Source organism: Nocardia sp. NPDC051750 (assembly GCF_044453135.1).
Classification (GTDB): domain Bacteria; phylum Actinomycetota; class Actinomycetes; order Mycobacteriales; family Mycobacteriaceae; genus Nocardia.
In genome coordinates this window covers 429,388-451,104 of sequence record NZ_JBITCK010000005.1, presented here as the reverse complement: position 1 = coordinate 451,104, position 21,717 = coordinate 429,388, and the positions used below count along the sequence as shown (strand labels likewise).

The following is a 21,717-nucleotide window of genomic DNA, read 5'->3' as shown; positions in this document are numbered from 1 at the left end:
TTGACAAATCGCGACAGCATGTGCACAATGCTCCCCACTCGTATGCGCTCAGGCATCAGAGTTCGCACGCGAGGCTTCGGCGCCCGACTCCAAGAGGACCAATGACCTTGCTTCAGGAAATGAATCATCTCCGCCCGGCCGATTGTGCGGTTCGATAATGGGAACTCTGAATGATCAGGTAATCGAATTACTTGCGTCACTGTCTACGAACCCACCTGCGCAGCCGTGGGACGTGCCGATTTCCTCATACAGATCGGCCGGCGAGAAGTTGATCGCGTTGGCGGGCGACCCTAATCGCGGCTGCGAGGTTCGGAACTTTCACATCCGCCTTCCCGGAAGGACGGTCGGTGCGCGCGGTTATCGCCCGAAAGGCGCGGTAGGTCGCGTACCCGGCGTCGTCTACCTACATGGTGGCGGATTCGTCAGAGGCAGTCTCGATTCGCATGACAGGCTGTGCCGGGAGTTGAGCGTCCAGGGTGGGCTCAGCGTCATCGCCGTCGAGTATCGACTGGCTCCCGAAAATACCTATCCAAGCGCGCACGACGATGCGATGGACTCGTTCCTCTGGGTATCGGAGCATTCCGACGAGCTGAATATCGACAGCGACGCACTGGCAGTCGCCGGTGACTCCGCAGGAGCGATGCTCGCGGCGGCGACCGCCGTAGATGTCCGGGTACGCGCCCACGGTGCGACGGTGAAGGCGCAGGGACTGCTGTGCCCTGTCCTCGATGCGACCATGACCGGAACCTCCGCCGAGCGATACAGCGCGGCGCCCATTTTGTCGCGGCCCGTTCTCGAATGGTGTATTGATCAGTATTTTCCGAATGTACTGACTCGACGGTTACCGGCCGTATCACCATTGATGAGGGAAACCCTGACAGCGTCTCCTCCTGCGCTCATCCTCAGCTCGGAAATCGATCCGGCCTCGGATGACGCTTGGCGCTACTCGGCCAAATTAGAGGCTTCGGGCGTCGGGGCCGAGTTCCGTGAGTATGCGGGCATGCCACATAGCTTCTTTCTGCTGGCCGGTGTGCTGGACGAGGGCGAGCGTTGCATCGCCGATTTCGCGGAAAAGCTATCCAGGTTGCTGCGCTAGCTCCTGAACAGTGGAATGAATTCGCGGGTGGCGATGGCCGGTGGCGGCCACCTGAGAAGGAGGCGAGTTCGGTCAGTCGTTCCAGCCACTCGCGGCGATGATGTCCTGCCAGGTGGGGACCAGTTCCGGGTGGTTCAGCCGCACGATCTCGCCGGGCAGCGAACCCGGTTGTGCTTTGGCCGGGTTCGCCACCGCTTGTTCTTCGACGATCCGCGTCAGTGCCCGGATACAGCCCAGTCGTGGATAGGCGGCATGTACCCGGTCGGCGTAACCGGGAGGGAGCATCTGTGCACTGCCGCCGATATCGATGGCGATGCCGTCGACGGCGATCCAGATGGCGGCGGGGCGGCGCCGGCGGTAGACCGGCGAACCGCTGAGGCCGGTGGCGATGGCATCCCAGACGATATCGACCCGTTCGTCTGTCGGTGAACCGGCGTTGCAGGTGGCGCGGGCTCAGCCCGGATCGCGTGGCGAGTTCGTCGATACCGGGCCGAGCTCCCGGTTCGGCGTGGATCGCCGTGACTGCCACACGGATAGGATCGGTGGCCGGTTGGGCCCGCCACAGTGCCGTGCTGAATTGGGTCTGACCGCCGGGGCGACGCAGGAACAGGACGAGGTAGCGTGCCAGGTTCAGCGCGACCTGCCGGCCGAGATCGTCCTCGACCAGTGCCAGCGCGAGATCCATTCCGGCTGTTACTCCCGCGGAGGACCATACGCGCCCGTCGTGGACGAAGATCGGATCGCGCTCGACGGTGATCCGCGGGAACTCCCGGGCGAGTTGCTCGGTGTAGGCCCAATGCGTGGTGATCCGCTTGCCGTCCAGGACACCCGCCGCGGCGAGCAGGTATGCGCCGGTGCAGACCGAGGCCACTCGCCGGGCCCGCTGATTCGGCGGCGATTACTGCTTGCGTGCTACTCCGGCCCAGCAGTTCACCTGGGTGTCCAGCCAGGCCGGTGATTCCCCGGCGGGACGCCACTGGTTGGAGGCGACAACGCCCGGTTCCAGGATCTCGTGTCCCGTGAAGAACCCGGTGACTTCGTCCCGGTTGCGGGACTGGACGAAAACCCCGCTCTGCCGGTACACGTCGAGGGCGATCGCCATGTTCTCCGGGTCGAGATCGGTGGTGATATGGGAGATCACCAGGAACGAACCGGGCGCGAGCGCGTCCATCAGGGTGGCGACCACACGGTAGGGGTCCTGCTCGTCGGACAGGAAGTGCAGCACGGCGACCAGGCTCAGCGCGATCGGGCGGTCCAGGTCGAGTGTTTCGTGCAGTTGCGGGGCCGACAGGATTGCCTCGGGGGCGTTCAGGTCGGCATCGATATAGGTGGTGCGGCCCTCGGCCGTGCCGACCAGTAGTGCGCGGGCGTGGGCCAGCACGATCGGATCGTTGTCCACGTAGGCCACCCGCGCATCCGGTCGCGCGGCCTGCGCCACCTGGTGCAGGTTCGGCTCGGTGGGGATACCGGTGCCGATATCGAGAAACTGGGTGACGCCCATCGCGGTGATCTCGTTGACCGCGCGGTGCATGAAATTCCGGTTCTGGCGGGCAGCGACATGAACGGTCGGAAACGCCTCGATCACCTTCTCCGCGGCGTCCCGGTCGACCGGATAGTGGTCCTTGCCGCCCAGGACGTAATCGTAGATTCGGGCGCTGCTCGGCACCGCCTGGTTCACTTTCGGCAGCGCTGGGCGGTCGGTTTCGGTCATCCGCTGTCCCTCACGGTTCCGGATCGTCTGCGGGGCATGATGGCGAACCCGGCCGATGACACGGGCTCGCAACGACATCGGTCCAACCATACGCCGCTGTACGGTCGGGTGCCGCCACCTCGCCCGGGGCCCCGGTAACAGGACTCCGGTGTCAGGGGAGGGGCGCCTGCCAGCGGACGGTGGTGCCGCCCTCGGGTGGGTTCACGATGGCGCAGTGGCCGCCCGCCGCCTCGGCGCGGGCGGTGAGGTTCGCCAGGCCGCTGCGCCTGCCGATCTCGGGGGAGATGCCGATCCCGTCGTCGGTCACCTCGATCGTTACGTCGTCGTCGACGCGAAGTTCGACCGCCAGGGTGGATGCCCGGGCGTGCCGGACGGCATTGCTGACGGTTTCCCGCAGCACCGCCTCCACATCGTCGGACAGCGGGGCGACGAGAACGGCGACCGGGCCGGACATGCGCAATGAGGTGCGCAGCCTCGTCTCGGCTGTCACCTCGTCGAACAACCGGCGCAGGTGGGTGCGCAGATCGACTGCGCTGCTGTGCAGGTCGAAAATGGAGTGCCGGATATCCTGCACGATGTCCTGGATATCGTCGATGGTGGAGCTGAGCCGGTCGCGGACCTCCGGCGTGCCCGCCCGCTGTAGTGTGCCCTGGAGCGAGAGCCCCACCGCGAACAGGCGCTGGATCACGTGATCGTGCAGATCGCGGGCGATCCGGTCGCGGTCGGCGACCACATCCAGCTCACGCATCCGGCGCTGACTCGCCGCGAGTTGCAGGGCCAGAGCCGCCTGGTCGGCGATGACCAGCATCATCGTTTTCGCGTGGTCGTTGAGGGGGCGGGCGCCGGGCGGGCGGACCATGGTGAGCACCCCGATCGGCGTGCCGCCCACGCGTAGTGGCAGGACGAGGGTCGGGCCCGCATCACGGACGAAATCCGCGCGCGGCGGATAGTCGGGCCGGTCCGCGGCGACCGGCCCGCCCGCCCGGAACGCCTGCCCGGAATGTGAGCCGTGCAGGGCGATCCGCTGCCCGGTGAGCTCGGCGCCGTTGGAGCCGGCGGCAGCCACGATCACCAGTTCACCGACCTCGTCGGCGGGGAGGTCCGGCTCGTCGGGGAGGGCGATGAAGGTGTATGCCGAATCCGTCAGGGCCAGCGCGCGATCGACCACGAGATCGAGCACATCGTTCGGTTCGCCGCGCTCGAGCAGTTCGGTCGCGACATCCTTGGTGGTTTCCAGCCACCGCTGCCGGGCCCGGGACTGTTCGTAGAGGTGGGCGTTCTCGATCGCGATACCGGCCGCCGCGGCCAGCGCCTGCACCACGACCTCGTCGTCCTCGGTGAACGGGTGGCCGCCGGACTTCTCGGTCAGATAGAGATTGCCGAACACCTCGTCGCGCACCTTGACCGGAACACCCAGGAAACTGCGCATCGGGGGATGTTGCGTGGGGAAACCCACCGAGGACGGGTGGTCGGAGAGATCGGTCAGCCGGATGGGTTCGGGCTGCTGGAAGAGCAGTCCCAGCATGCCGTGACCGCGGGGGAGATGCCCGATCCGGGTATGGGTTTCGGGGTCGATCCCCTCGTGGATGAATTCGGCCAGCTCATGACCGGACTGCTCGGTATCGCGAACCCCCAGCGCGCCGTAGCGGGCATCCACGAGTTCGATGGCGGTGTGCACGATCGTCCGCAGTGTCTCGTCCAGATCCAGTTCGGCGGTGATCACCAGCATGGCTTCGATGAGCCGATCCATCCGGTCCCGGACATCGATGATCTGCGCAATGCGATCCTGCAGTTCCAGCAGCAGTTCACGGAGCCGGAACTGCGAGAGCGTCTCCGAGACCGGGGTCCGTTCCGACCCACCCGAAACTGTTCTCTGCACGCCCATTTCCCCACCCCGCCGCTGTCCCGACACTGTCGTACTCGGTATCGGACGCACGCGGGAAACCGCTACACACTGCTCAAGTGGGATTCTGATATTTCGTGGCGAGTATCGCCGCCTGGGTCCGGCGTTCGACCCCGAGTCTGGCCAGCAGCCGGGAAACGTAGTTCTTGACGGTCTTCTCGGCCAGACACATCCGGTCGGCGATCTGCCGGTTGGTCAATCCTTCACCGAGCAGCGAGAGCAGTGTTCGTTCCCGTTCGGTCAGGCCGGACAGTGGGCCCGCATCGGCCTCGGCTTCGGAGCGGAGTTTGCGCATGAGGGCAGCGGCGGCGCGGTTGTCGAGCAGTGATCTGCCATCCGCGATATCGCGGATGGCGCGGATGAGTGCCAGGGTGGTGATGTCCTTGACCACGTAGCCGCGCGCACCCGCCAGGATCGCGTCGAGCATCGCCTGTTCGTCGGTGAAAGACGTCAGGATCAGACACGGCAGATCCGGTCGCGCCGAGCACAACTCACGGCACAGTTCGATGCCGTTGCCGTCCGGCAGGCGCACATCGAGGACCGCGACATCGGGGCGCAGGGCGGGGATCCGCGCCAGCGCCCGGGATACGTCACCGGCCTCGCCGATGACTTCCATATCGGCTTCGGCGTTGATCAGGTCGGCGACGCCGCGCCGGACGATCTCGTGGTCGTCGACGAGGAAGACCGATATCACACCGCGCCCCTCTCCCGAGCTGTGCCCACAGCTTAGGCGGGCGGGGTCAATCGCGGGGGCGGGTGACGATCAGCGGGACAGGGGCGCCGTGCAGGACGGCCTGCCCGACAGAGCCGAGAGTCATTCCGGCGAACCCGCCGCGGCCGTGACTGCCGACGACCACGAGCTGAGCTCGATCCGCCTCGTCGAGGATTCTGCGGGCCGGTCGGTCTTCGACCACGACGTGGGTGACCGGCACATCGGGATACCATTCGGCGCGCCCGGCCAGGCTCTGCGCCTGCAAGGTACGGGTCCGCGCCTGCATGGCGGCGCGAGATCCGTGCGGGGACAATTCCGACCAGGCCGTGACGGCGACGATACCGGCCGCGCGCCGGGATGCCTCGTCGAAGGCGATCTCGATCGCCTCGGCGCCGCAGGCGGACCCGTCCACTCCGACGACGATGGGCCTTCCAGGTAGGCCGGCCGGCCCGGTGTCGGAGGTGGGGATCACTGCGACAGGACAGTGTGCGTGCCGGGCCAGCGAGGTGCTGACCGAACCGAGGATGCCATGCCCGACCGCACCGAGACCTCGGGCGCCGACAACGATCATGCGGGCGTCCTTGGAATATCCGATCAACACTGTTTCCGGCCGGGGATCGGCCACACTGCAGGTGATTTCGAGTCCGTCGGCGTGCCGGCCGGCGAGATCGCGGGCCGTGGACAGGAACGTCGCGGCGTCGGCGCGGAGGGCATGATCGTCGTAGGCGGGGGCTGTCGGCCCGAGGTCGACGTCGCCGGGCAGGTCGATCGCGCATACGAGGTGCAGGGGAGCGCGACAGCGCGCCGCGGCACTCGCTGCCCATCGCAGGGCTTCCATCGAGCCGGAAGACCCGTCTATGCCGACGACGATAGGTAGTCGGGTACGCGTGGTCACGAAGGTTCCTCTTTCGGTCGGTCGTCCGGTGCGCTTGTCCAGCCGCCATCGCTGCAGTGTGCCTACCGGTCTACAGGCTCGGTGCCGACACTAAATCCCACCGCGCAGCGCCGGATGCGGTCGATGGTCCCTGTCCGAGGGGCCGAAATACCCTCGGTGCCGGGACTCGGTGCCAGCGGGTACCGGGGAACGGCGGCGGATCAGCTGACGTCGAATTCGTTGCTGATCCCCAGCACCGGACGTAACTGTCCGTACTCGTCGAGCCGATCGGCGTAGTGCACGAAACGGTGCCGCCCGGTTGGTGACTCGGGCGGGATATCCCAGCTGAAGGCCGCGATCGAGGTGGCCGGTGCGCGTTTGCTCCACCGGAATCGCACGGCCCATTCGCCCTCGTTCGCGATCCGCCGCCATTGCCCGTCGACGAGCCGCTGGACCTCGAGGAACGTTCCGTTGCGCCGCGGATTGTGTTTGGGGTGCGCCGAAAGGAACTCGGCGAAAGCCTGGGTGCCGCGGGCGTACGAGGGGGCGGGCTGGGTCAATGTCGCACCGAATTCATATCCGGGTAGCGCGGTATCGGGCCCGGGTGGGGGGACGAAATTCGGCTGCAGGTGGGACAGATCGCGGGGCGCCGGCCCCCGGTCGACGGCGGTACCTGTGGCCAATGCCGAGGCCAGGCGGGTGAACTCCTGCTGATAGGCGGGCAGGGTGTAGCGGCCGAAGAGCGTGGAGGCGCCCTCGTACTGCTGGACGTCGTATTCCTCCGGAGTGGTGACATATTCGTGGTAGGCGTTCGCGTAGCCCTGCAGCAGCACCTGATCGAGTGCGACGCCGAGCGTGGCCGCTACGGCCCGCCGTACGCGCAGACCGGCGACGATCGTGAACTCGGCGCCCGCCGCCGCCAGATACAGCTCGCCGATCCGCACGATCTGGATCGGGACGATGCTGGGCACCCAGGGGGCCGGGGGCAGCAGACTGAACGGCACCGCGATCGCTTTGGGGGCCTGGGCGTCGGCCAGCCACGCGGGCGCCGGCCGGTGGGGGTCGCCGAGCGCATCCAGGAACGGGTTGCGGACGCCCTCGGGAATCGGGCCGCCGGGCAGGCCGGGCCCGTCCTCGACACTGCCCGCCAGCAGCGAGACACCGGCCGCGGCGGGCGCCGTCCGGCGCGGTTGCCCCTCGGGAACGAATTGTGCGTCGACTGTTATGTCGGACAGGTCGATATAGCAGAACACCGAATCGATCGCCGGGCTCATCGGCTGTCCCGCGGCCACGGCGGCGTGGGACGCGTTGTACTGGCGCGCGCCGATGATCCGGGTGTTGTCGAACTCGTTGCCCGTCGGACCGGACCCCGGTTTCAGATCGAGGTTCGGGGACATATCCCCGGCATTGGTCTGCGCGAACGCGGCGACGAAAGTGGATGCGCCGTCGAGGTAGCGGACACCGTGATCGGTGTGCTCGTGGGCGAAGGCGGCGTAGCCCTTGTTGTCCGAGCTGATCAACCGGTTCTTGTTGGTCATCGAGGTGTTGTGGGTGGCGAACCAGGTGATCATGCCGGCCTGTTTGCCGTTCCTGGTGATCGACACGGTGGTGACGGCCGGGTCGACGGCTCCGGGGAAGTGGGCGCGGTCGGCGGCGGGGTTGCGGTCGAAGGCGACCTGCGAGCGGTTCACGCTGGCATCGTGCAGTTCGGCCCGGCCCAGGGACAGGGTGCCTGGGGCGAGGTCGGTGTGGGCGGCGGCGATCGCTTCGACCAGGCCGTTCACTTCGGCGTCGTAGACCTGCTGCTGGAATCCGAGGATCGAGAGGTTGTAGGCGTAGTCGTGGGCGGCGCCGCCGCAGACCGCGTGCGAATGCGTCGAGGTGAGCAGGACATTGCGCTCGGTGTAGAGATCGCCGAACCGGCGGGCCAATTCGGTGAGCACACCGCGGTGCACCGACTGGAAGATCATCGTGTTCTCCGCGACGGCGAAGACCACCCGTTTGCCGCCGGCGGCGAAGACGAATGCCCGGGCGCGGGGGCGCAGATGGATACCGGCGGTCGTCTGGTCCTGCTGTGAGTACCCCATCATTCCGCATTCCGCGGCGGGTCCGGTGATATCCGAAATGCCGAGGCCGACAAGGTATTCACCGGACGGTGGTTGGGCGTGGGCGAGGTTGCCGAGCGTTTCGCCGATGCCGGGTACTGTCGCGGCGACGGTGCCGAGGGCGAACGTTCCGGCCGCCCTCGTCAGAACCGTTCGGCGGGGCAGTGCCGGCGGCCCGATCGGAGGGCGCCGAACGGCGGCCGGGACAACGGGGGTTCCTGCCATCGGTGATGGTCCTTCCTCTCGAGAGGCAGCGAACCACACAGTTGAACGTTCGTCCACGTTTCGTTGGTCATTCGTTCAGTTCTTCGGCGGGGGCTGGGTAAACCGTTCTGGCGCGCGGTGGCATCAGTCCGGTAGGAGCGGTACCGACAGTCCTTCGCCGCGGCCGAGCAGGGCGGCGCGCGTCACGGCCGACGAGCCGAAACGGGTCCGCAGCTCATCGAGCGCCGTATCCAGGGCGGGCACGGGGCCTTCCTCGAAAGGTAGGGCGAGCTGCCGCGGGTCGGCGTTGCCGAGGTTGGTCAACGCCAGCCCGATGAGGGTGATTCCGCGCTCACTGATCAGCGGTTTCGCCTCGGCCAGCAGGCTGAGTGCGGTCCGCAGGATCAGCTCGGTGTGATCGGTGGCATCGGCCAGTGTGCGTGAACGCGTGGCGCGGGAGAAATCGTCGAACCGCATACGCAGCACCACTGTCCGGCACACCCGGTCCGCGGCGCGGAGCCGGCGAGCCAGGCGGTCGGTGAGACCGTGCAGATAGGCATCGATCTCGGCAGGGGAGTGCGGTCGCCGCCCGAGCGCACGCTGCGCCCCGATCGACCGGCGGCGGCGCCCGGTTTCCACCCGGCGCGGGTCCCGCGCCCACGACAGGGCGTGCAGGTGCCGGGCCGCCGCGGAGCCCACGATCGGCCGCAGCCCGGACTCGCCGAACTCGGCCAGCTGGCCGATGCGTTCGATACCGTGCTCGTGCAGCGCGCTCGCCGTCACCGGGCCGACACCCCACAGCCGGTGCACCGGGAGCGGGTGCAGGAACTCGAGTTCGCGCTCGGGTTCCACCAGTAGTAACCCGTCCGGTTTGCTCACCGCGCTGGCGACCTTGGCCAGGAACTTGGTCGCCGCGATACCGACGGAGATGGGTAACCCGACCTCCCGGCGCACCCGCTCCCGGAGCCCGGCCGCGATCGCCCGCGGCTCACCCGCGATCCGGCGCAGGCCCGCGACATCGAGAAACGCCTCGTCGATCGAAATACCCTCCACCACCGGGGTGGTGTCGGCGAATATCTCGAAAACCTCGCGGCTGGCCCGGGCGTAGACGGACATCCGAGGCGGAACGACCACCGCCTCCGGGCACAGCCGTATCGCCTGCCCGAGGTTCATCGGCGTGCGCACACCACGGGCCTTCGCCTCGTAACTGGCAGCCAGAACGACGCCCCCGCCGACCAGCACCGGCTTACCGCGTAACTGTGGCTGGTCCCGTTGCTCGACCGATGCGTAGAACGAATCCAGGTCCGCATGCAGGATCGACGCCTGCGGGCGCGCGGCGATCCGGGGCCGCCGGCCGCTGCCCGGGTGATTGGCCGCGGGCACGTCGCGCCCGAGGCTATCCCGCGCGGATTCGAACATATGTTCACATTAGCAGGATGGGAGGCGGTTCCGGGATATGGCAGGCCGGGCTGGGACGGCAGGCTTCAGTTGTTACCGGCCGATGATGCTGCGCGCGTGGTGTCGGTGTCGGCGATGGTTGTTTTGAACTGGGGGCATTCGACCAAGGGCTCGTGGGTGCAGACCGCTGCGTGGCGCAGACTGTCGCGCATGCGGGTCAGCCGGGTGATGTCGTGGTCGAGTTGGTTCGCCCGTCGCGCGAGGTGTGCGCGTAGTTCGGTGTCGTCCGGCGTCGCGGTCAGGAACCGCTGGATCTGGGCGAGGGTGAAACCCGCTCCGCGCGCACAGTCTATGAGCATCAGCCGATCGAGTACGCCGGGCTCGAACGTGCGGCGCAGTCCGTTGCGGCCGGCCGAGTCGATGAGGCCGCGCCGTTCGTAGAACCGCAGGGCCGAGGGTGCCAACCCGGACTGGGCGGCCACCTCGGCGATATCGAGTAATTCCACGTCGGCACTCCTTGACTTGAACCATGCTTCAAGTCGCAGGATAGTCGCATGAGCACAGCGAATACACCTACCTCGGGGTTGCATCCTCAGGTGCAGGCATATCTGGAACGGATCTCGCGCGCGGGCTTCGCCGAACTACACACCTTCACACCCGAGCAGGCGCGCGAGGGACTGCGACGCCAGATCCCGTTGCTCGGTGAGCCGGAACCGGTCGCCGCGATCGAGGACCGTGTCCTTTCGCTGGCCGGCCACCGGGTCCCGATCCGGATCTACACACCGGCCGGTGTGGCGCCGCTGCCGGTGCTGGTGTTCTTCCACGGGGGCGGGTTCGTTGTCGGTGATCTCGATACCCATGACGGTCTCTGCCGTAGCCTCGCCAACGGCGCCGCCGCCGCCGTCGTCTCGGTCGGCTATCCCTTGGCACCGGAGCACAAATATCCCGCTGCGGTGGAGGTGAGTTTCGCCGCTACGCAATGGGCCGCGGCCCACGCCGACAGTTTCGGCGCCGACGGAAACAGGATCGCGGTCGCCGGTGACAGCGCCGGCGGCAATCTCGCCGCGGTCGTCACGCATATGGCCCGCGATCTGGGGGGACCGGCACTGGACTTCCAGTTGCTCATCTATCCCGATACGGATTTCCGGCGCAGCAATAGAAGCATCCGGGAGTTCGCCGGGAAATACGGGAATATCACCCGTGCGGGCCAGCACTGGTTCATGGACAACTATCTGCGCGGCGACGGGGAAAAGCTCGATCCGCATGTCTCGCCGCTGCTGGCGACCGACCATTCCGGCTTGCCGCCGGCGCTGGTCATCACCGCCGAATACGACGCGCTGCGGGACGAGGGCGAAGAATACGCCGCCGCACTGGCCCGCGCCGGAGTGCCGGTCGAGGTCCGCCGCTACCCGGGAATGATCCACGAGTTCGCGCGCCATCCGTTCGAAGTCAGCGCCGCGGCGCGGTCCGAAGCCGCCGCCGCACTACGCCGGGCATTCGCCGAGATCTCCGAAAAGTAGCGATGGCTTCTCCGCTCGGCAAGGACAGGGCCACCCGAAATTGCCGCGTGGTCGCCCGATCCCTTCACTCACCTGGGGGTGGATTTCCGCCGAGGATGTGTGTGTAGGGATCGTCGTCGGCGCCGACGCGCTCCGGCATGGGGTAGTAGGTCTTGATCAGCAGATCACCGTCGGCATCCCACGCGAAGGTCTCGATGCTGTGGACCATCACGAGGTCCTCGCCGGTGCCGAACCGGTTCTCGCACACCCACGCCATCTCGTCGCCGTTGACCTGGACGGTCAGCATCGTGATTCGCAGCAGCTGCTGAAAAAGATCCCAGCCGTGGGTGGTGGCCGCCTCGAACCCGGTTTTCTCCTCGGTGCCGACCGGATCGAACATACGAACACCGGCGGGGATGATGGTCCGCCAGGAGGCGACCCACTCGTCCTTGCGGCCCGCGTTCCACAGTTCCGCGTGTTTCGCGGCATGTGCCAGCCGTGCTTGCCGGGTAGGAACCTTCGTCACGAGCGAGCCTCCCTTTCGTGTCGCGGCAGCCGAATCGTCGTCACCGCCATTTCTGGACAATAGAGTGGACAGATGTCCATGTCTACGACCGCGGTGCGACGCCGGCGGTTCCGATTCTCGGCCGGCCCGGCTCGCGGGTAGCGTCGCCGCTCGTGACTTCGACTCTGCGTACTCAGCGTCTGGTCCTCGGGCGGTACGTCCCGGAGGATGAGGAAGGCTTCGTCGCCCTGTTTCAGGACACCAGGGTGTCTCGATGGATGGGCGACGGCCCGTCTTCCGAAGCGGCCGACCGGGCCTTGTTCGGGCGGGTCTTCACCACGGTTTATGCGGACGATCTGTTCGACGTCTGGGCCGTCCGTCGGGACGGACGCCTGGTCGGGCATGCCGAGATCAAGCCGACCGACGTGGTCGAGGGCTACGAGATCATTTACGCTCTGACCCCACAGGTGTGGGGATGCGGTTTGGGCGTCGAGTTGGCAGAAGCGCTCGTCGCCTACGGTTTCCACACCCTGGGACTGACCGAGGTGCACGCCACCGTGGCCGCGTCGAACAAGGTTTCGCTGCATGTTCTGCGCAAAGTCGGTTTCGAGCACATCCGGGACATCACGGAAAACGATGGCAGTATCACCCTGCTGTTGACCCGGTCGATCAGCGACCGCTCACCCTCCGGCCGATAGCAAGAACGCATCAAGCAAACCCGCCGCTTCGCCTCATTTCGGCGAATGTTACGACGACCGTAAACGGTGTCACCGTCGCGTACGAACCGCTGAAACCGGTGTCGAGGTTGTCCGGCGCACCGTGTGCAGTGGCGGTCGTGCAGTGCCTCGCGCCAGCCATCTGGCCGAACAGGGCTTCATGTACCAGGTGACACGATCGTCGACAATCCTGCGGTCGCCGTAAAAGGTCGTGAGCTCAATCGGTCAGTGCATCACCGCGCCGATCCGAACACCGGCAGGCGTCGGGATCGGGCGATGACATTTACATAAACTATGAATATAAAAGTGTTATGCTTCTGGTGTGAGTCATCGAGACACCGTTTCCGGCGGGGCCGCCGCCATCGGGGCAGCCCTCTACGGCCTGGCCACCAGTGCCGTGAGACGCCTGCCCCGGGACATGAGCCTGACGTCCGCCGCGACCCTGGCCACCCTGGACCGGACCGGCCCGCGGCGCATCACCGATCTGGCCGCGATCGAGGGCGTCACCCAGCCCGCGATGACCGCCCTGGTCCGGGTGATGGAGGAATCCGGCCTGGTCGAGCGGCAGGGCGACGCGTCGGACAAGCGGGTCACGCTCGTGTGCCTGACCGAGGCCGGAGCTTCCTATGTCCGGGCGCGGCGCCAGGCGGGCGTCCACGCGTTCGAGCGGTTGATCGGCGAGCTCACCGGCGACGAGGTCGAGACGCTGGCGGCGGCCCTTCCTGCGCTGAAGCATCTGGCAGAGCTCGAAAGCCGGGACCGCGAAGGGCCGAAGCAGTGACCGGGCAGCCGGGCGACGGGGTCGCTGTGAACGCTCTCCCCGGGGAGCATTCCGAGGCGCGGCTGCTGGTCCCCACGCTGATGTTCATCGGTCTGGTCGTGGCGGCGGTCGGTAGCCTCGGGGCGCCGCTCATCACCAGCGTGGCGACCTCGTTCCACGTCTCGCTCGGCAGTGCGCAGTGGACTCTGACCATCGCGCTGCTCAGCGGCGCCGTCGCGACGCCGGTCCTGGGCCGGCTCGGAGCCGGCCCGCACCGGCGGGCCACGATCCTCGCCACGCTGGCGGTCGTCGTCGCAGGCAGCGTGCTCACCGTGCTGCCGCTGCCGTTCGCGTGGCTGCTCGCCGGCAGAGCGGCCCAGGGCATCGGGCTCGGGCTGACGGCGCTGATGATGGGCGTGGCCCGGGACCACCTCCCCGAGGAGCGCAGCGCGGCCGTGATCGCCCAGATCTCGGTGGTCTCGATCATCGGAGCCGGCGTCGGCTACCCGCTGGCCGCACTGCTCGCCGAGCTCGGCGGAGTACGGGCCGCCTACGGCCTCGGCCTGGTCGTCACCGCCGCCGCCCTCCTGGCCGCGTGGCGCTCCGTGCCCGAAGCCCCCGAAGGCCGCTCCGCCCGTGTGGACGTGGCGGGCGCGGTCGTCCTGGCCGCTGCGCTTCTCCTGGTGTTGTTCCTCGCCGGCGAACGGAGTCTGTGGAGCGGGCACCTCGCCGTGGCGGCGGGCCTGGCCGTCGTCGCGGCGATGCTGCTCTGCGTCTGGGTCGTCGTCGAGCTGCGCAGCACGACGCCCCTGGTCGATGTTCGGGCGGTGCGGCATCCGGCGGTCGCCGGGGCGAACCTGGCCATGTTCGTCGGCGGCATCGGCATGTACCTGCTGCTCACGCTCGTCACCCGATACGCACAGACCCCGCACAGTGTCGGCTACGGCTTCGGGCTGACAACCTTCGTCGCCGGGCTGGTCCTCATCCCGTTCTCGGTGCTGGGGTTCGTCGCCGGCAAGCTCACGCCGCGGCTCCGGACGCGGATCGCCGCCCCCCTGCTCCTGGCCGCCAGCGCCGTCGTGGTCGGCGGCGGGTTCGCCTTGTTCGCGGCGGCTCGGTCGGACCTGGCAGAACTGTTCGCGGCGATGGGCGTGCTCGGCTTCGGCGTCGGCGGCTTCTCGGCCGCGATGCCCGGCGTCATCCTGGCCGTCACCCCTAACAGCGAGACGTCGAGCGCCATGAGCTTCAACTACGTCGTTCGCAGCGTCGGGTACTCCCTGGGCAGCGCCATTGGCGGCCTGATCCTCGCTGCGGGCACCGGCTCCGGCAACCTCTTCCCCGACGACAGCGCCTACACCACCGCGGCTCTGGTCGGCATCGGCGCCATGGCGATCACGACACTGACAAGCCTCGCACTCGCCCGCCGACGCTCGTCCGAGACCAGCCCGTGAGTCGAATGCACTCATCCCATCCAACACCGGAGGTTCCAATGCCCAAGGGCTACTGGGTCAGCGCTTACCGCACCATTTCAGACACTGAGAAGCTGGCTGCTTACAACAAGCTGGCCGGTCCGGCCGTCAAGGCCGGAGGCGGTCGCATCCTCGCCCGTGACGGTCGGGTCGTGGCGCATGACGCCGGAATCGCCCAGCGCACCATCCTGATCGAGTTCGACAGCTTCGAACAGGCCGTCGCGGCGCACCAGAGTGCGGCCTACCAGGAGGCGCTGGCCGCCCTCTCCGACGGCGTCGAGCGCGACTTCCGCATCATCGAAGGCATCGACTGACCGAGGTCCGGACGGATCTTCACCGAGATCACCGAACCCTCCATGCCGACATGATCATCCACGCGGTGATGCACTGACCGATCGAGCCCGAGATCATTTCCTGAACAATCGACCCGAAACCATCCGAACCCGCTGGGACGGCGCGTGATTTCGCGTCAGGACGGGCGTAGGCGCTCCAAGAACGGTAGAAGGACCGCGAGGTACCTGTCGGGGTCGGGGCTCCACAGGTCGTGTCCGGCGTCGCCGATGGTGGCTGTTTCGACCGTGGGCAACGCCGTCAGCCATCGTGCGGCAATGTCATCGGTGACAACCGCGCTGCGCCGGCCGCCCCGGACCACGAGTACCGGACAGCGTAGTTCGGGCAGTCGGTCCCACAGCGGCACTTCACGACTCTCGGCTATCACGCCGCGCACGGCGTGTTCGGGCATGCGCTGGGCCACCGGGACGCCGCGGATCATCATCTCGAGCTGCTTGCCGAGGAACTCGAGGGGCAGCCCGGCATGCCGGGCCTGGTAATCCCCGACGACGAGACCGACGACCCGGTCCGGGAACTGGAGCGCGTAGCCGAGCGCGTAGGACGAACCGCGGGAGAACGCGACGAGGACCGGTCGTTCCAGCTCGACGGCGTCGACGACCGCGCGGAGATCGCCGATGTGGTCCTCCCAGGTGTAGCCGGTAGGCGGTGCGCTGCTGCGACCCCGCCCGCGGACATCCACCACCAGGACCCGCCGGTCGCCGAGCCGGTCGAGCAGCCACGCGTATTCCTCGGCGTACTCGCCCATTCCGGGCACCACCAGCACCGGCGGCTGCGCGCCCGAGCTTCGGCCGTTGTCGAGTACGTACAGGTGCACCGCACCGTTGTCGACGAACACGGATTCACATCTCCGTCCGAGGGGTGCATACCGTCACCGCTGATCATGTGAGCGCCGGTACGCCGGACCGTCCGTTTCGGGCGGTGCCGACGCCACGCCACCGGGTACCAGGGGGCGTTTCCGGACGATCTCGACCCTAGCCGTCGACGGCTCGCTGAGGTGCCGACGGCAGAAGATATTTCTGGCCCGGTCGCATCGGGCCATCGGAGCCGGACGCGGCTGCGTGGACGCGGACTCGGAAATCTACCGTTCTTGCCTGCGGCGCGAGCGCCTGTCACACGAAGTTAAGTCAATCGCTTGACTTCAAAAGTGCAGCGGTGTTTGCTTTCGACACTGGGTACGGAGGAGCAACGATGACCGCCGACAACCTGTCCGCACGGGCGATACGGGTGACTGCCACCCGGGACGCGATCTTGATCGCCGCCGAACGGCTGTTCGCCGAGCTCGGGGTCAACGCGGTCTCCAACCGACAGGTGAGTGAGGCTGCGGGGCAGGGCAACAACGCCGCGGTCGGCTACCACTTCGGTACCAAGGCCGACCTGGTTCTGGCGATCGTGCGCAAGCATCAGGCGCATACCGAGCGGCTCTGCCGGGAGCGGGTGGCCCGGGTGCGGGCATCGGCCTCTCCCCAGGTCCGCGATTGGGTGGAGTGCCTGGTGCGTCCGGTCACCGAGCACCTCGGTTCCCTGGGACATCCCACCTGGTATGCGCGGTTCGTGGCGCAGCTGATGGCCGATCCCGCCTACCGCCGGCCGCTGACCGATGAATCGCTGTCCTCACGGGCGTTGCGATGCGTGATCGAGGGCTTGCAGGTGTCCATGGGCCACCTGCCGGCGGATCTGCGGCGGGAACGGAACATCATGGCGAGCTTGCTGATCGTGCACAGCTGCGCCGAGCGGGAGCGGGCACTGGCCGCAGGCGAAACGGACCCCGCCGGAGGCTGGGAACTGACCGCTACCCGGCTGGTCGACGCGATCACCGGCCTCTACCTCGCACCGGCGACGGCATGAGCGCGCCGGCCGCAGGGCGGACCGTCCGTGAGGTCGAACGCCGTACGAGAGTTACCGCGGTGGTTGCGCCGCGACCGGCCGCGCACGGGCTGAACCGTCGCGGTGATCATCGGAATGGAGTTCATCATGGATACTCGGCCATTCGATCCTGCTGATCGAGGTGTCCGGCCCGTACACAAACTCGCTGCCTCGCGCCTGCGGTTCGGGTGGGGCGACGCCCGGTACCGGCTCGATATCGTCGGGCACAGCATCGCCGATGTCGTGGAGAACGCGGGCGGGTGGTTGTTCGATCGGGCGCTGGCCGGTTGGGATGTGGCGGTTCTCGTCGCCGAACCCTCCGACGACCGGCCGCTGCGCATCCTGGGTGCTCAGATGCTGGATCTGGGGGAGGTTCTCGACTCCGGCGGGTCCGGCCGGCAGCCGCATGCGCTGGCGGTGGCGGCCGCGATGGCCGAGCGGGACTCGCGGATGAGTGCGGGTTTGCACGCGGCGCTGGACGACGGTGGACTGCAGGTCGTGGGGTGGGGCGAGGGCTGGCCGGTAGGGCCGGGGTATCGCGTGGACCCGGTGTGGCATCGGCTCAGTGCCGCGGCGCGCGTGTTCAAAGCCCAAGCACTGGCCGCGGCCGGGAACCCGACGCCGGGTGGTGACGGTGTCGGTGGCTTCGAGTTTCTGTGTACCGGTGCCGCGTGGTGGCCTCCGGTCGTCGCGGACCTCAGTCCGGTCAACTGATCATTCGCCGAACCGCAGCGGCGGGGGCCGAGTCGGTGGTCGCCCGTCACCTGTCGTCACGTGGTCAGAGGCGGACCGGCAGCCGGGTGAGGCCGTGGATCAGGGTGCTCTCGCGATGGGGGCCGGGCTCGCCGTCGAGAGCCATGGCGGGGAACCGGGTCAGGAGCGTGCGGAAGGCGATCTCACCCTCCAGCCTGGCCAGCGGCGCGCCGAGGCAGTGGTGGATGCCGTAACCGAACGCGAGGTGGCCGGCAGCGTCTCGTTCGATGTCCAGCCGGTCGGCGTCGGGGTAGCGGTCGGGATCGCGGTTCGCGCCGATGAGCGAGATGAGGACGAACTGGTCGGCGGGGATGGTCGTACCGGAGAATTCGACCGGCTCTGTGGTGAATCGGATGGTTGCCAGGTTGACCGGGCCGTCGTAGCGGAGGAATTCCTCGACCGCGTTCGGAATCAGCTCCGGGTTGCTGTGCAGCAGGGCGCGTTGTTCCGGGTTCCGCAGCAGCGCGAGCATCCCGTTGCTGATCAGATTGACCGTTGTTTCGTGCCCGGCTACCAGCAGGAGGAACGCCATCGCTATCGCTTCGGAGTGGCTGAGCGAGTCGCCGTCCTCCGCGGCCCGCACGATATCGGAGAGGATATCGTCGCCGGGGTGCGCGGACTTGACGGCGATCAGGTCGGCGAGAAATGCCGACATCGCGCCCGCGGCCGCGGCTCGTTCGTTGTCCGCGCTGCCGGAGAGCAGAGTGTTCGACCAGGCCCGGAATTCGTCGCGGCGATCCTGCGGGACGTCGAGGATTTCGCAGATAACGGTCATCGGCAGCGGGAAGGCGAAATGATCGAGCAGGTCGACGGTGGGTCCCGCCGCGTCCATGCGATCGGCGAGTTCGGTGGCGATCTCTTCCATCCGCGGCCGCAGCCGGGCGATCGCGCGCATGGTGAAGGCCCGCCCGACCAGTTTGCGTAGCCGGGTGTGATCCGGCGGGTCGGCGTTGAGCATGTGGTGCAGGAGCGAGCCGCCGATGATCCGGGCCTCGGGAATATCTTCATTGCTGCTGAAGGACCCCGGAATTCGCTTGGGGTCCTTCGTCATACGCGCGTCGTTGAGGGCGGCGCGGGCATCCGCGTAGCGGGTGATCATCCAGAACCGCAGACCGTTCGGGCCGGTGGCGCGGACCACCGGCCGCTCGTCGCGGAGGTCACGGTAGAGGGCGGCCGGGTCCGCGAAGAAGGACCGGTCGAGCTGTAGCGGCTGAGTGTCCTGGCTGGTCGGCATCGTCCGTTCCTGGAAAGTCGGTGGGGGTGCGCTCTTCCAGGCTTGCACAGGGCGCGCCCCGTGGACCCGTTATCGAGGAAACGATCGGGTACGGGCCGCTCCCGGTGGAGCTCTATGTGGTTGCGAGGGCGCTGTCCACCGTTTCTTCGCCGGCCAGGGTGGTGCGGTGCATCAGGCGCAAGGATGTCGGGGAGAAGGGGAGCGCCCGGTGCAGCATCCCGGTGTTGTCCCAGACCACCAGATCGCCCTCGCGCCAGGTCTGGCGCACGGTGAACTCGGAGCGGGTCGCCCAGTCCAGCAGCCGGTCGAGGAGCGCGCGTCCGCGGTCGGCGGGCCAGTCGATCACCTCGGCGGCGGTGGCGCCGAGGAGCAGCGATTTCCGGCCGTTGCGGCGGGTCCAGACCAGCGGGTGGACCCGCTCCGGGACGCGCGCCCAGGCCGTGCGCTGGGCCTCGGTCGGCTCGGGGTTCGCCAGCGATTGCGCGTGGGCGAAGCTGTGCCGGACCCGCAGCGAGGCGATTTCTTCTTTGTCCGAATCACTGAGGGCGTCGTAGGCGGCGTAGGTGCTCGCGAACTCGGTGTCGCCGCCGGCCGGGTCGATCGCGCGGGCGGTGAGCAGGGTGGCTTTCTGCGGGATTTCACTGGTGGCGCCGTCGATATGCCAGTGAAAATTGCCCTGCCGGTACGAGGCCATCACGGCGTTGGTTTTGGCCGGATTCATCGTGATCGTCTGGATCTCCGGGAGCCGGTGCTCGCCGGTCGGCTGAACGACGACGGTGCCGAGCATCCGGCTGAACGCGAGCAGGTCATCGTCGTCGATGCCGATTTCCCGGTACACGAGCACGCCGTGGCGTTCCAGCGCTGCCTTGCATTCGTCGGCCGCGCGGGGGTCGAGCAGATCGCTCGGCTCGACGCCGGTGAACTCCAGTCCGACGGATTCGGTGATGTGCTGCGATGTGCCGGCCATACGTTCTCCCGATGCCCCGTTGCGACGACTCGTTACCGATACGGACTATACGGATGTAGAGCACGAAATGGGCCGAATCGGCGTGCACGCCACCGGTGCCGCGCGGGCGGCTCCGCCGATCACCTCGTCCGACGTATCCGGCTCCTGACCGGCGGCCCCGGGTGGCCCGGGCGCGGTTCCGGATCAGCGGGCCGCGCGCCGGGCGGATCGGCACACCGAATCCCCGGACGGCGGGCCCGGCGACCGCCACCATGTGCAAGGGGATATCCAGTGGTATCGCGCCGGCGGACATTCGACCCCCGAGGAGATCACCCCGCAGTACGGCCGCTTCGCTCTCGCCATGCTGGGCGCCGGAGGCGGCGGAGACATGTGAGGCGGTCAGGCGGAAGCGGGCCGGGCGCGCCACCAGGCGAGCGCGAACGCGCCGGTGAAGCCCAGGTGGACGACGAGGAACAGTGCGGCGAGATCTCGTGCCTCACCGCTGAGTACACCCCATACATCGTTGAGGGCGACGACACCGAATCCGACCAGGTCGGCCAGGATGACCGTATTCCGGATCGTGGCGGGCTCGGCAGCGCGGGACATCCAGTTCAGTACCGCGATCCCGAGGAAGGGTCCGCCCAGCAGCCGCAGCAGGGCGATCAATTCGGAGGAAGCGTCGTCGGGCACGGCCCCGGTACCGAACTGTGCCGGGGCGAGTAACAGTGCGAGACCGATGGCGGCAAGGTAGAGCGCGGCGATCGTCAACAGTGGTTTGAGCACCTCGTGGAGATCCTGTCTCGTCGCGGGACACGGCCGGTTGCCGGCGTTACCGATCCAGGCGCGTTCGGCGCAATGGGATCGCCAACATTCTCTCCGATACCGCCCCTGCGCAGAACGGCTTTGGCCCGGAGGAGTTGAACTCAGCCTGATCGAGACCGGCGACGCCCGGCCGGTGGCTACCTACCGTTTTTTCTACTGCCCGGGGTCGGCCGCGGAGTCGGCCCCGGCTCGACGATGCCGCGACCGGCTGTGCGGCGCGGTGCGATCCGGAGAGCTCGATGAAACGAACCGTAGCCCTGTTCGGGGTGCTCGCCGCGGCGCTGGCTGTCGGCGCCTGCGCGGGGACCGGCCCGCAGGACACCCCTGCCGGACCGCCCCGGCCCGGCGGAACGCTGCGTTACGGGCTGTCCCAGGCACCGACCTGCTCGGACCCCGCGCAGAGCGGCACCAACCAGACGATCTACGTCACCCGGCAGATCGCGGACTCGCTCACCGATCAGGATCCGGCGACCGGCGAGATCCGCCCGTGGCTGGCCGAACGCTGGGAGGTGAGTCCGGATGTCAGTACCTTCACCTTCCACCTGCGTTCCTGGAGCAGGTGTGGGGTCGCGACCTGTCCGCCTACGACCCCGACGGCCCGCTCCCGGGCCTCGACCCGCTCGACGATGTGACCATCACCCGCGGCCGGGTCCGGCATACCAGGGATCCGCACGCCCTGGTGGAACAGTGGCGGGCCCGGGCCGAGGCGGAGAAGCTGAGCATCCGCGAACTCGTCATCGAGGTCACCGCGCGCCAGCAGTTCGTGGGCACCCCGGCGCAGATCGCCGCCGAGATC

21 protein-coding genes and 2 pseudogenes are annotated in these 21,717 nt (G+C 67.8%); 9 read left to right on the top strand and 14 right to left on the bottom strand.

Annotated elements, in window-relative coordinates:
• Nucleotides 1-157 precede the first annotated feature (157 nt).
• Nucleotides 158-1,096 carry an alpha/beta hydrolase gene (locus ACIA75_RS23960; protein WP_397107585.1) on the top strand — a complete coding sequence of 313 codons (939 nt, stop codon included), beginning with the start codon at nt 158-160 and terminating at the stop codon, nt 1,094-1,096.
• 72 nt (nt 1,097-1,168) lie between these two features.
• On the opposite strand, the gene ACIA75_RS23955 is transcribed toward ACIA75_RS23960, so the two are convergent.
• From ACIA75_RS23955 to ACIA75_RS23915, 9 genes and pseudogenes are all read right to left on the bottom strand, one after another.
• Nucleotides 1,169-1,381 (bottom strand): hypothetical protein, encoded by a 213-nt coding sequence (locus ACIA75_RS23955; protein WP_397107583.1) that lies wholly within the window; start codon nt 1,379-1,381, stop codon nt 1,169-1,171.
• 385 nt (nt 1,382-1,766) lie between these two features.
• Nucleotides 1,767-1,970, bottom strand: a pseudogene (locus ACIA75_RS23950) (DJ-1/PfpI family protein); the annotation flags it as partial.
• Between the two features lie 24 nt (nt 1,971-1,994).
• Entirely contained in the window at nt 1,995-2,807 is an 813-nt protein-coding gene (locus tag ACIA75_RS23945) for an SAM-dependent methyltransferase (protein ID WP_397107581.1), read from the bottom strand.
• A 151-nt stretch (nt 2,808-2,958) separates the two neighbouring features.
• Nucleotides 2,959-4,692: a GAF domain-containing protein gene (locus tag ACIA75_RS23940; protein WP_397107579.1), complete on the bottom strand. Its 1,734-nt coding sequence runs from the start codon at nt 4,690-4,692 to the stop codon at nt 2,959-2,961.
• A 73-nt stretch (nt 4,693-4,765) separates the two neighbouring features.
• Nucleotides 4,766-5,404 carry a response regulator gene (locus ACIA75_RS23935; protein WP_397107577.1) on the bottom strand — a complete coding sequence of 213 codons (639 nt, stop codon included), beginning with the start codon at nt 5,402-5,404 and terminating at the stop codon, nt 4,766-4,768.
• 46 nt (nt 5,405-5,450) lie between these two features.
• Nucleotides 5,451-6,317: a universal stress protein gene (locus ACIA75_RS23930; protein ID WP_397107575.1), complete on the bottom strand. Its 867-nt coding sequence runs from the start codon at nt 6,315-6,317 to the stop codon at nt 5,451-5,453.
• A 200-nt stretch (nt 6,318-6,517) separates the two neighbouring features.
• Nucleotides 6,518-8,626: a neutral/alkaline ceramidase gene (locus ACIA75_RS23925; protein WP_397107572.1), complete on the bottom strand. Its 2,109-nt coding sequence runs from the start codon at nt 8,624-8,626 to the stop codon at nt 6,518-6,520.
• A 123-nt stretch (nt 8,627-8,749) separates the two neighbouring features.
• Nucleotides 8,750-10,024, bottom strand: coding sequence for a DNA polymerase IV (gene dinB, locus ACIA75_RS23920; RefSeq protein WP_397107570.1), 1,275 nt, complete (start codon nt 10,022-10,024; stop codon nt 8,750-8,752).
• Nucleotides 10,025-10,089: 65 nt separating this feature from the next.
• Nucleotides 10,090-10,509: a MerR family transcriptional regulator gene (locus ACIA75_RS23915; RefSeq protein WP_397107567.1), complete on the bottom strand. Its 420-nt coding sequence runs from the start codon at nt 10,507-10,509 to the stop codon at nt 10,090-10,092.
• Nucleotides 10,510-10,557: 48 nt separating this feature from the next.
• On the opposite strand from ACIA75_RS23915, the gene ACIA75_RS23910 reads away from it, so the two are divergent.
• The gene (locus ACIA75_RS23910) at nt 10,558-11,523 is read left to right on the top strand and encodes an alpha/beta hydrolase (RefSeq protein WP_397107564.1); all 966 of its coding nucleotides are present in this window, start codon (nt 10,558-10,560) and stop codon (nt 11,521-11,523) included.
• A 64-nt stretch (nt 11,524-11,587) separates the two neighbouring features.
• Here the strand turns inward: ACIA75_RS23910 and ACIA75_RS23905 are convergent, their stop codons facing one another.
• Nucleotides 11,588-12,028: a hypothetical protein gene (locus ACIA75_RS23905; RefSeq protein ID WP_397107562.1), complete on the bottom strand. Its 441-nt coding sequence runs from the start codon at nt 12,026-12,028 to the stop codon at nt 11,588-11,590.
• Between the two features lie 17 nt (nt 12,029-12,045).
• Between ACIA75_RS23905 and ACIA75_RS23900 the strand changes: the two genes are divergently transcribed.
• The 4 genes from ACIA75_RS23900 (at nt 12,046) to ACIA75_RS23885 (ending at nt 15,266) form a co-directional block, all read left to right on the top strand.
• Nucleotides 12,046-12,705, top strand: a complete 660-nt coding sequence (locus ACIA75_RS23900) for a GNAT family N-acetyltransferase (RefSeq protein WP_397107559.1) — start codon at nt 12,046-12,048, stop codon at nt 12,703-12,705.
• 340 nt (nt 12,706-13,045) lie between these two features.
• Complete coding sequence (locus tag ACIA75_RS23895; RefSeq protein WP_397107557.1) at nt 13,046-13,504, top strand: MarR family winged helix-turn-helix transcriptional regulator; 459 nt, start codon at nt 13,046-13,048, stop codon at nt 13,502-13,504.
• A gap of 26 nt (nt 13,505-13,530) precedes the next feature.
• Complete coding sequence (locus ACIA75_RS23890; RefSeq protein WP_397107554.1) at nt 13,531-14,934, top strand: MFS transporter; 1,404 nt, start codon at nt 13,531-13,533, stop codon at nt 14,932-14,934.
• A 38-nt stretch (nt 14,935-14,972) separates the two neighbouring features.
• Nucleotides 14,973-15,266, top strand: coding sequence for a DUF1330 domain-containing protein (locus tag ACIA75_RS23885; protein WP_397107552.1), 294 nt, complete (start codon nt 14,973-14,975; stop codon nt 15,264-15,266).
• A gap of 155 nt (nt 15,267-15,421) precedes the next feature.
• Here ACIA75_RS23885 and ACIA75_RS23880 read toward each other — a convergent pair whose 3' ends face one another.
• Nucleotides 15,422-16,138, bottom strand: coding sequence for an alpha/beta fold hydrolase (locus ACIA75_RS23880; RefSeq protein ID WP_397107549.1), 717 nt, complete (start codon nt 16,136-16,138; stop codon nt 15,422-15,424).
• Between the two features lie 353 nt (nt 16,139-16,491).
• Between ACIA75_RS23880 and ACIA75_RS23875 the strand changes: the two genes are divergently transcribed.
• Together ACIA75_RS23875 and ACIA75_RS23870 are read left to right on the top strand one after the other, a co-directional pair.
• A complete protein-coding gene (locus tag ACIA75_RS23875) occupies nt 16,492-17,148 on the top strand; it encodes a TetR/AcrR family transcriptional regulator (protein WP_397107547.1) in 657 nt (218 codons plus the stop codon).
• 126 nt (nt 17,149-17,274) lie between these two features.
• Entirely contained in the window at nt 17,275-17,880 is a 606-nt protein-coding gene (locus ACIA75_RS23870; protein ID WP_397107545.1) for a hypothetical protein, read from the top strand.
• A 64-nt stretch (nt 17,881-17,944) separates the two neighbouring features.
• On the opposite strand, the gene ACIA75_RS23865 is transcribed toward ACIA75_RS23870, so the two are convergent.
• From ACIA75_RS23865 to ACIA75_RS23855, 3 genes are all read right to left on the bottom strand, one after another.
• The gene (locus ACIA75_RS23865; protein ID WP_397107543.1) at nt 17,945-19,153 is read right to left on the bottom strand and encodes a cytochrome P450; all 1,209 of its coding nucleotides are present in this window, start codon (nt 19,151-19,153) and stop codon (nt 17,945-17,947) included.
• 112 nt (nt 19,154-19,265) lie between these two features.
• Nucleotides 19,266-20,120, bottom strand: coding sequence for a TauD/TfdA dioxygenase family protein (locus ACIA75_RS23860; RefSeq protein WP_397107541.1), 855 nt, complete (start codon nt 20,118-20,120; stop codon nt 19,266-19,268).
• A 378-nt stretch (nt 20,121-20,498) separates the two neighbouring features.
• Nucleotides 20,499-20,882: a hypothetical protein gene (locus tag ACIA75_RS23855; protein ID WP_397107539.1), complete on the bottom strand. Its 384-nt coding sequence runs from the start codon at nt 20,880-20,882 to the stop codon at nt 20,499-20,501.
• 278 nt (nt 20,883-21,160) lie between these two features.
• On the opposite strand from ACIA75_RS23855, the pseudogene ACIA75_RS23850 reads away from it, so the two are divergent.
• Nucleotides 21,161-21,469, top strand: a pseudogene (locus ACIA75_RS23850) (ABC transporter substrate-binding protein); the annotation flags it as partial.
• Nucleotides 21,470-21,717: the final 248 nt, after the last annotated feature.

Coding starts and splice junctions, on each gene's coding strand:
- ACIA75_RS23925 (WP_397107572.1), bottom strand. CDS start 8,626: ATGGCAGGAACCCCCGTTGTCCCGGCCGCCGTTCGGCGCCCTCCGATC.
- ACIA75_RS23960 (WP_397107585.1), top strand. CDS start 158: ATGGGAACTCTGAATGATCAGGTAATCGAATTACTTGCGTCACTGTCT.
- ACIA75_RS23885 (WP_397107552.1), top strand. CDS start 14,973: ATGCCCAAGGGCTACTGGGTCAGCGCTTACCGCACCATTTCAGACACT.
- ACIA75_RS23875 (WP_397107547.1), top strand. CDS start 16,492: ATGACCGCCGACAACCTGTCCGCACGGGCGATACGGGTGACTGCCACC.
- ACIA75_RS23910 (WP_397107564.1), top strand. CDS start 10,558: ATGAGCACAGCGAATACACCTACCTCGGGGTTGCATCCTCAGGTGCAG.
- ACIA75_RS23940 (WP_397107579.1), bottom strand. CDS start 4,692: ATGGGCGTGCAGAGAACAGTTTCGGGTGGGTCGGAACGGACCCCGGTC.
- dinB (WP_397107570.1), bottom strand. CDS start 10,024: ATGTTCGAATCCGCGCGGGATAGCCTCGGGCGCGACGTGCCCGCGGCC.
- ACIA75_RS23945 (WP_397107581.1), bottom strand. CDS start 2,807: ATGACCGAAACCGACCGCCCAGCGCTGCCGAAAGTGAACCAGGCGGTG.
- ACIA75_RS23870 (WP_397107545.1), top strand. CDS start 17,275: ATGGATACTCGGCCATTCGATCCTGCTGATCGAGGTGTCCGGCCCGTA.
- ACIA75_RS23860 (WP_397107541.1), bottom strand. CDS start 20,120: ATGGCCGGCACATCGCAGCACATCACCGAATCCGTCGGACTGGAGTTC.
- ACIA75_RS23865 (WP_397107543.1), bottom strand. CDS start 19,153: ATGCCGACCAGCCAGGACACTCAGCCGCTACAGCTCGACCGGTCCTTC.
- ACIA75_RS23955 (WP_397107583.1), bottom strand. CDS start 1,381: ATGCTCCCTCCCGGTTACGCCGACCGGGTACATGCCGCCTATCCACGA.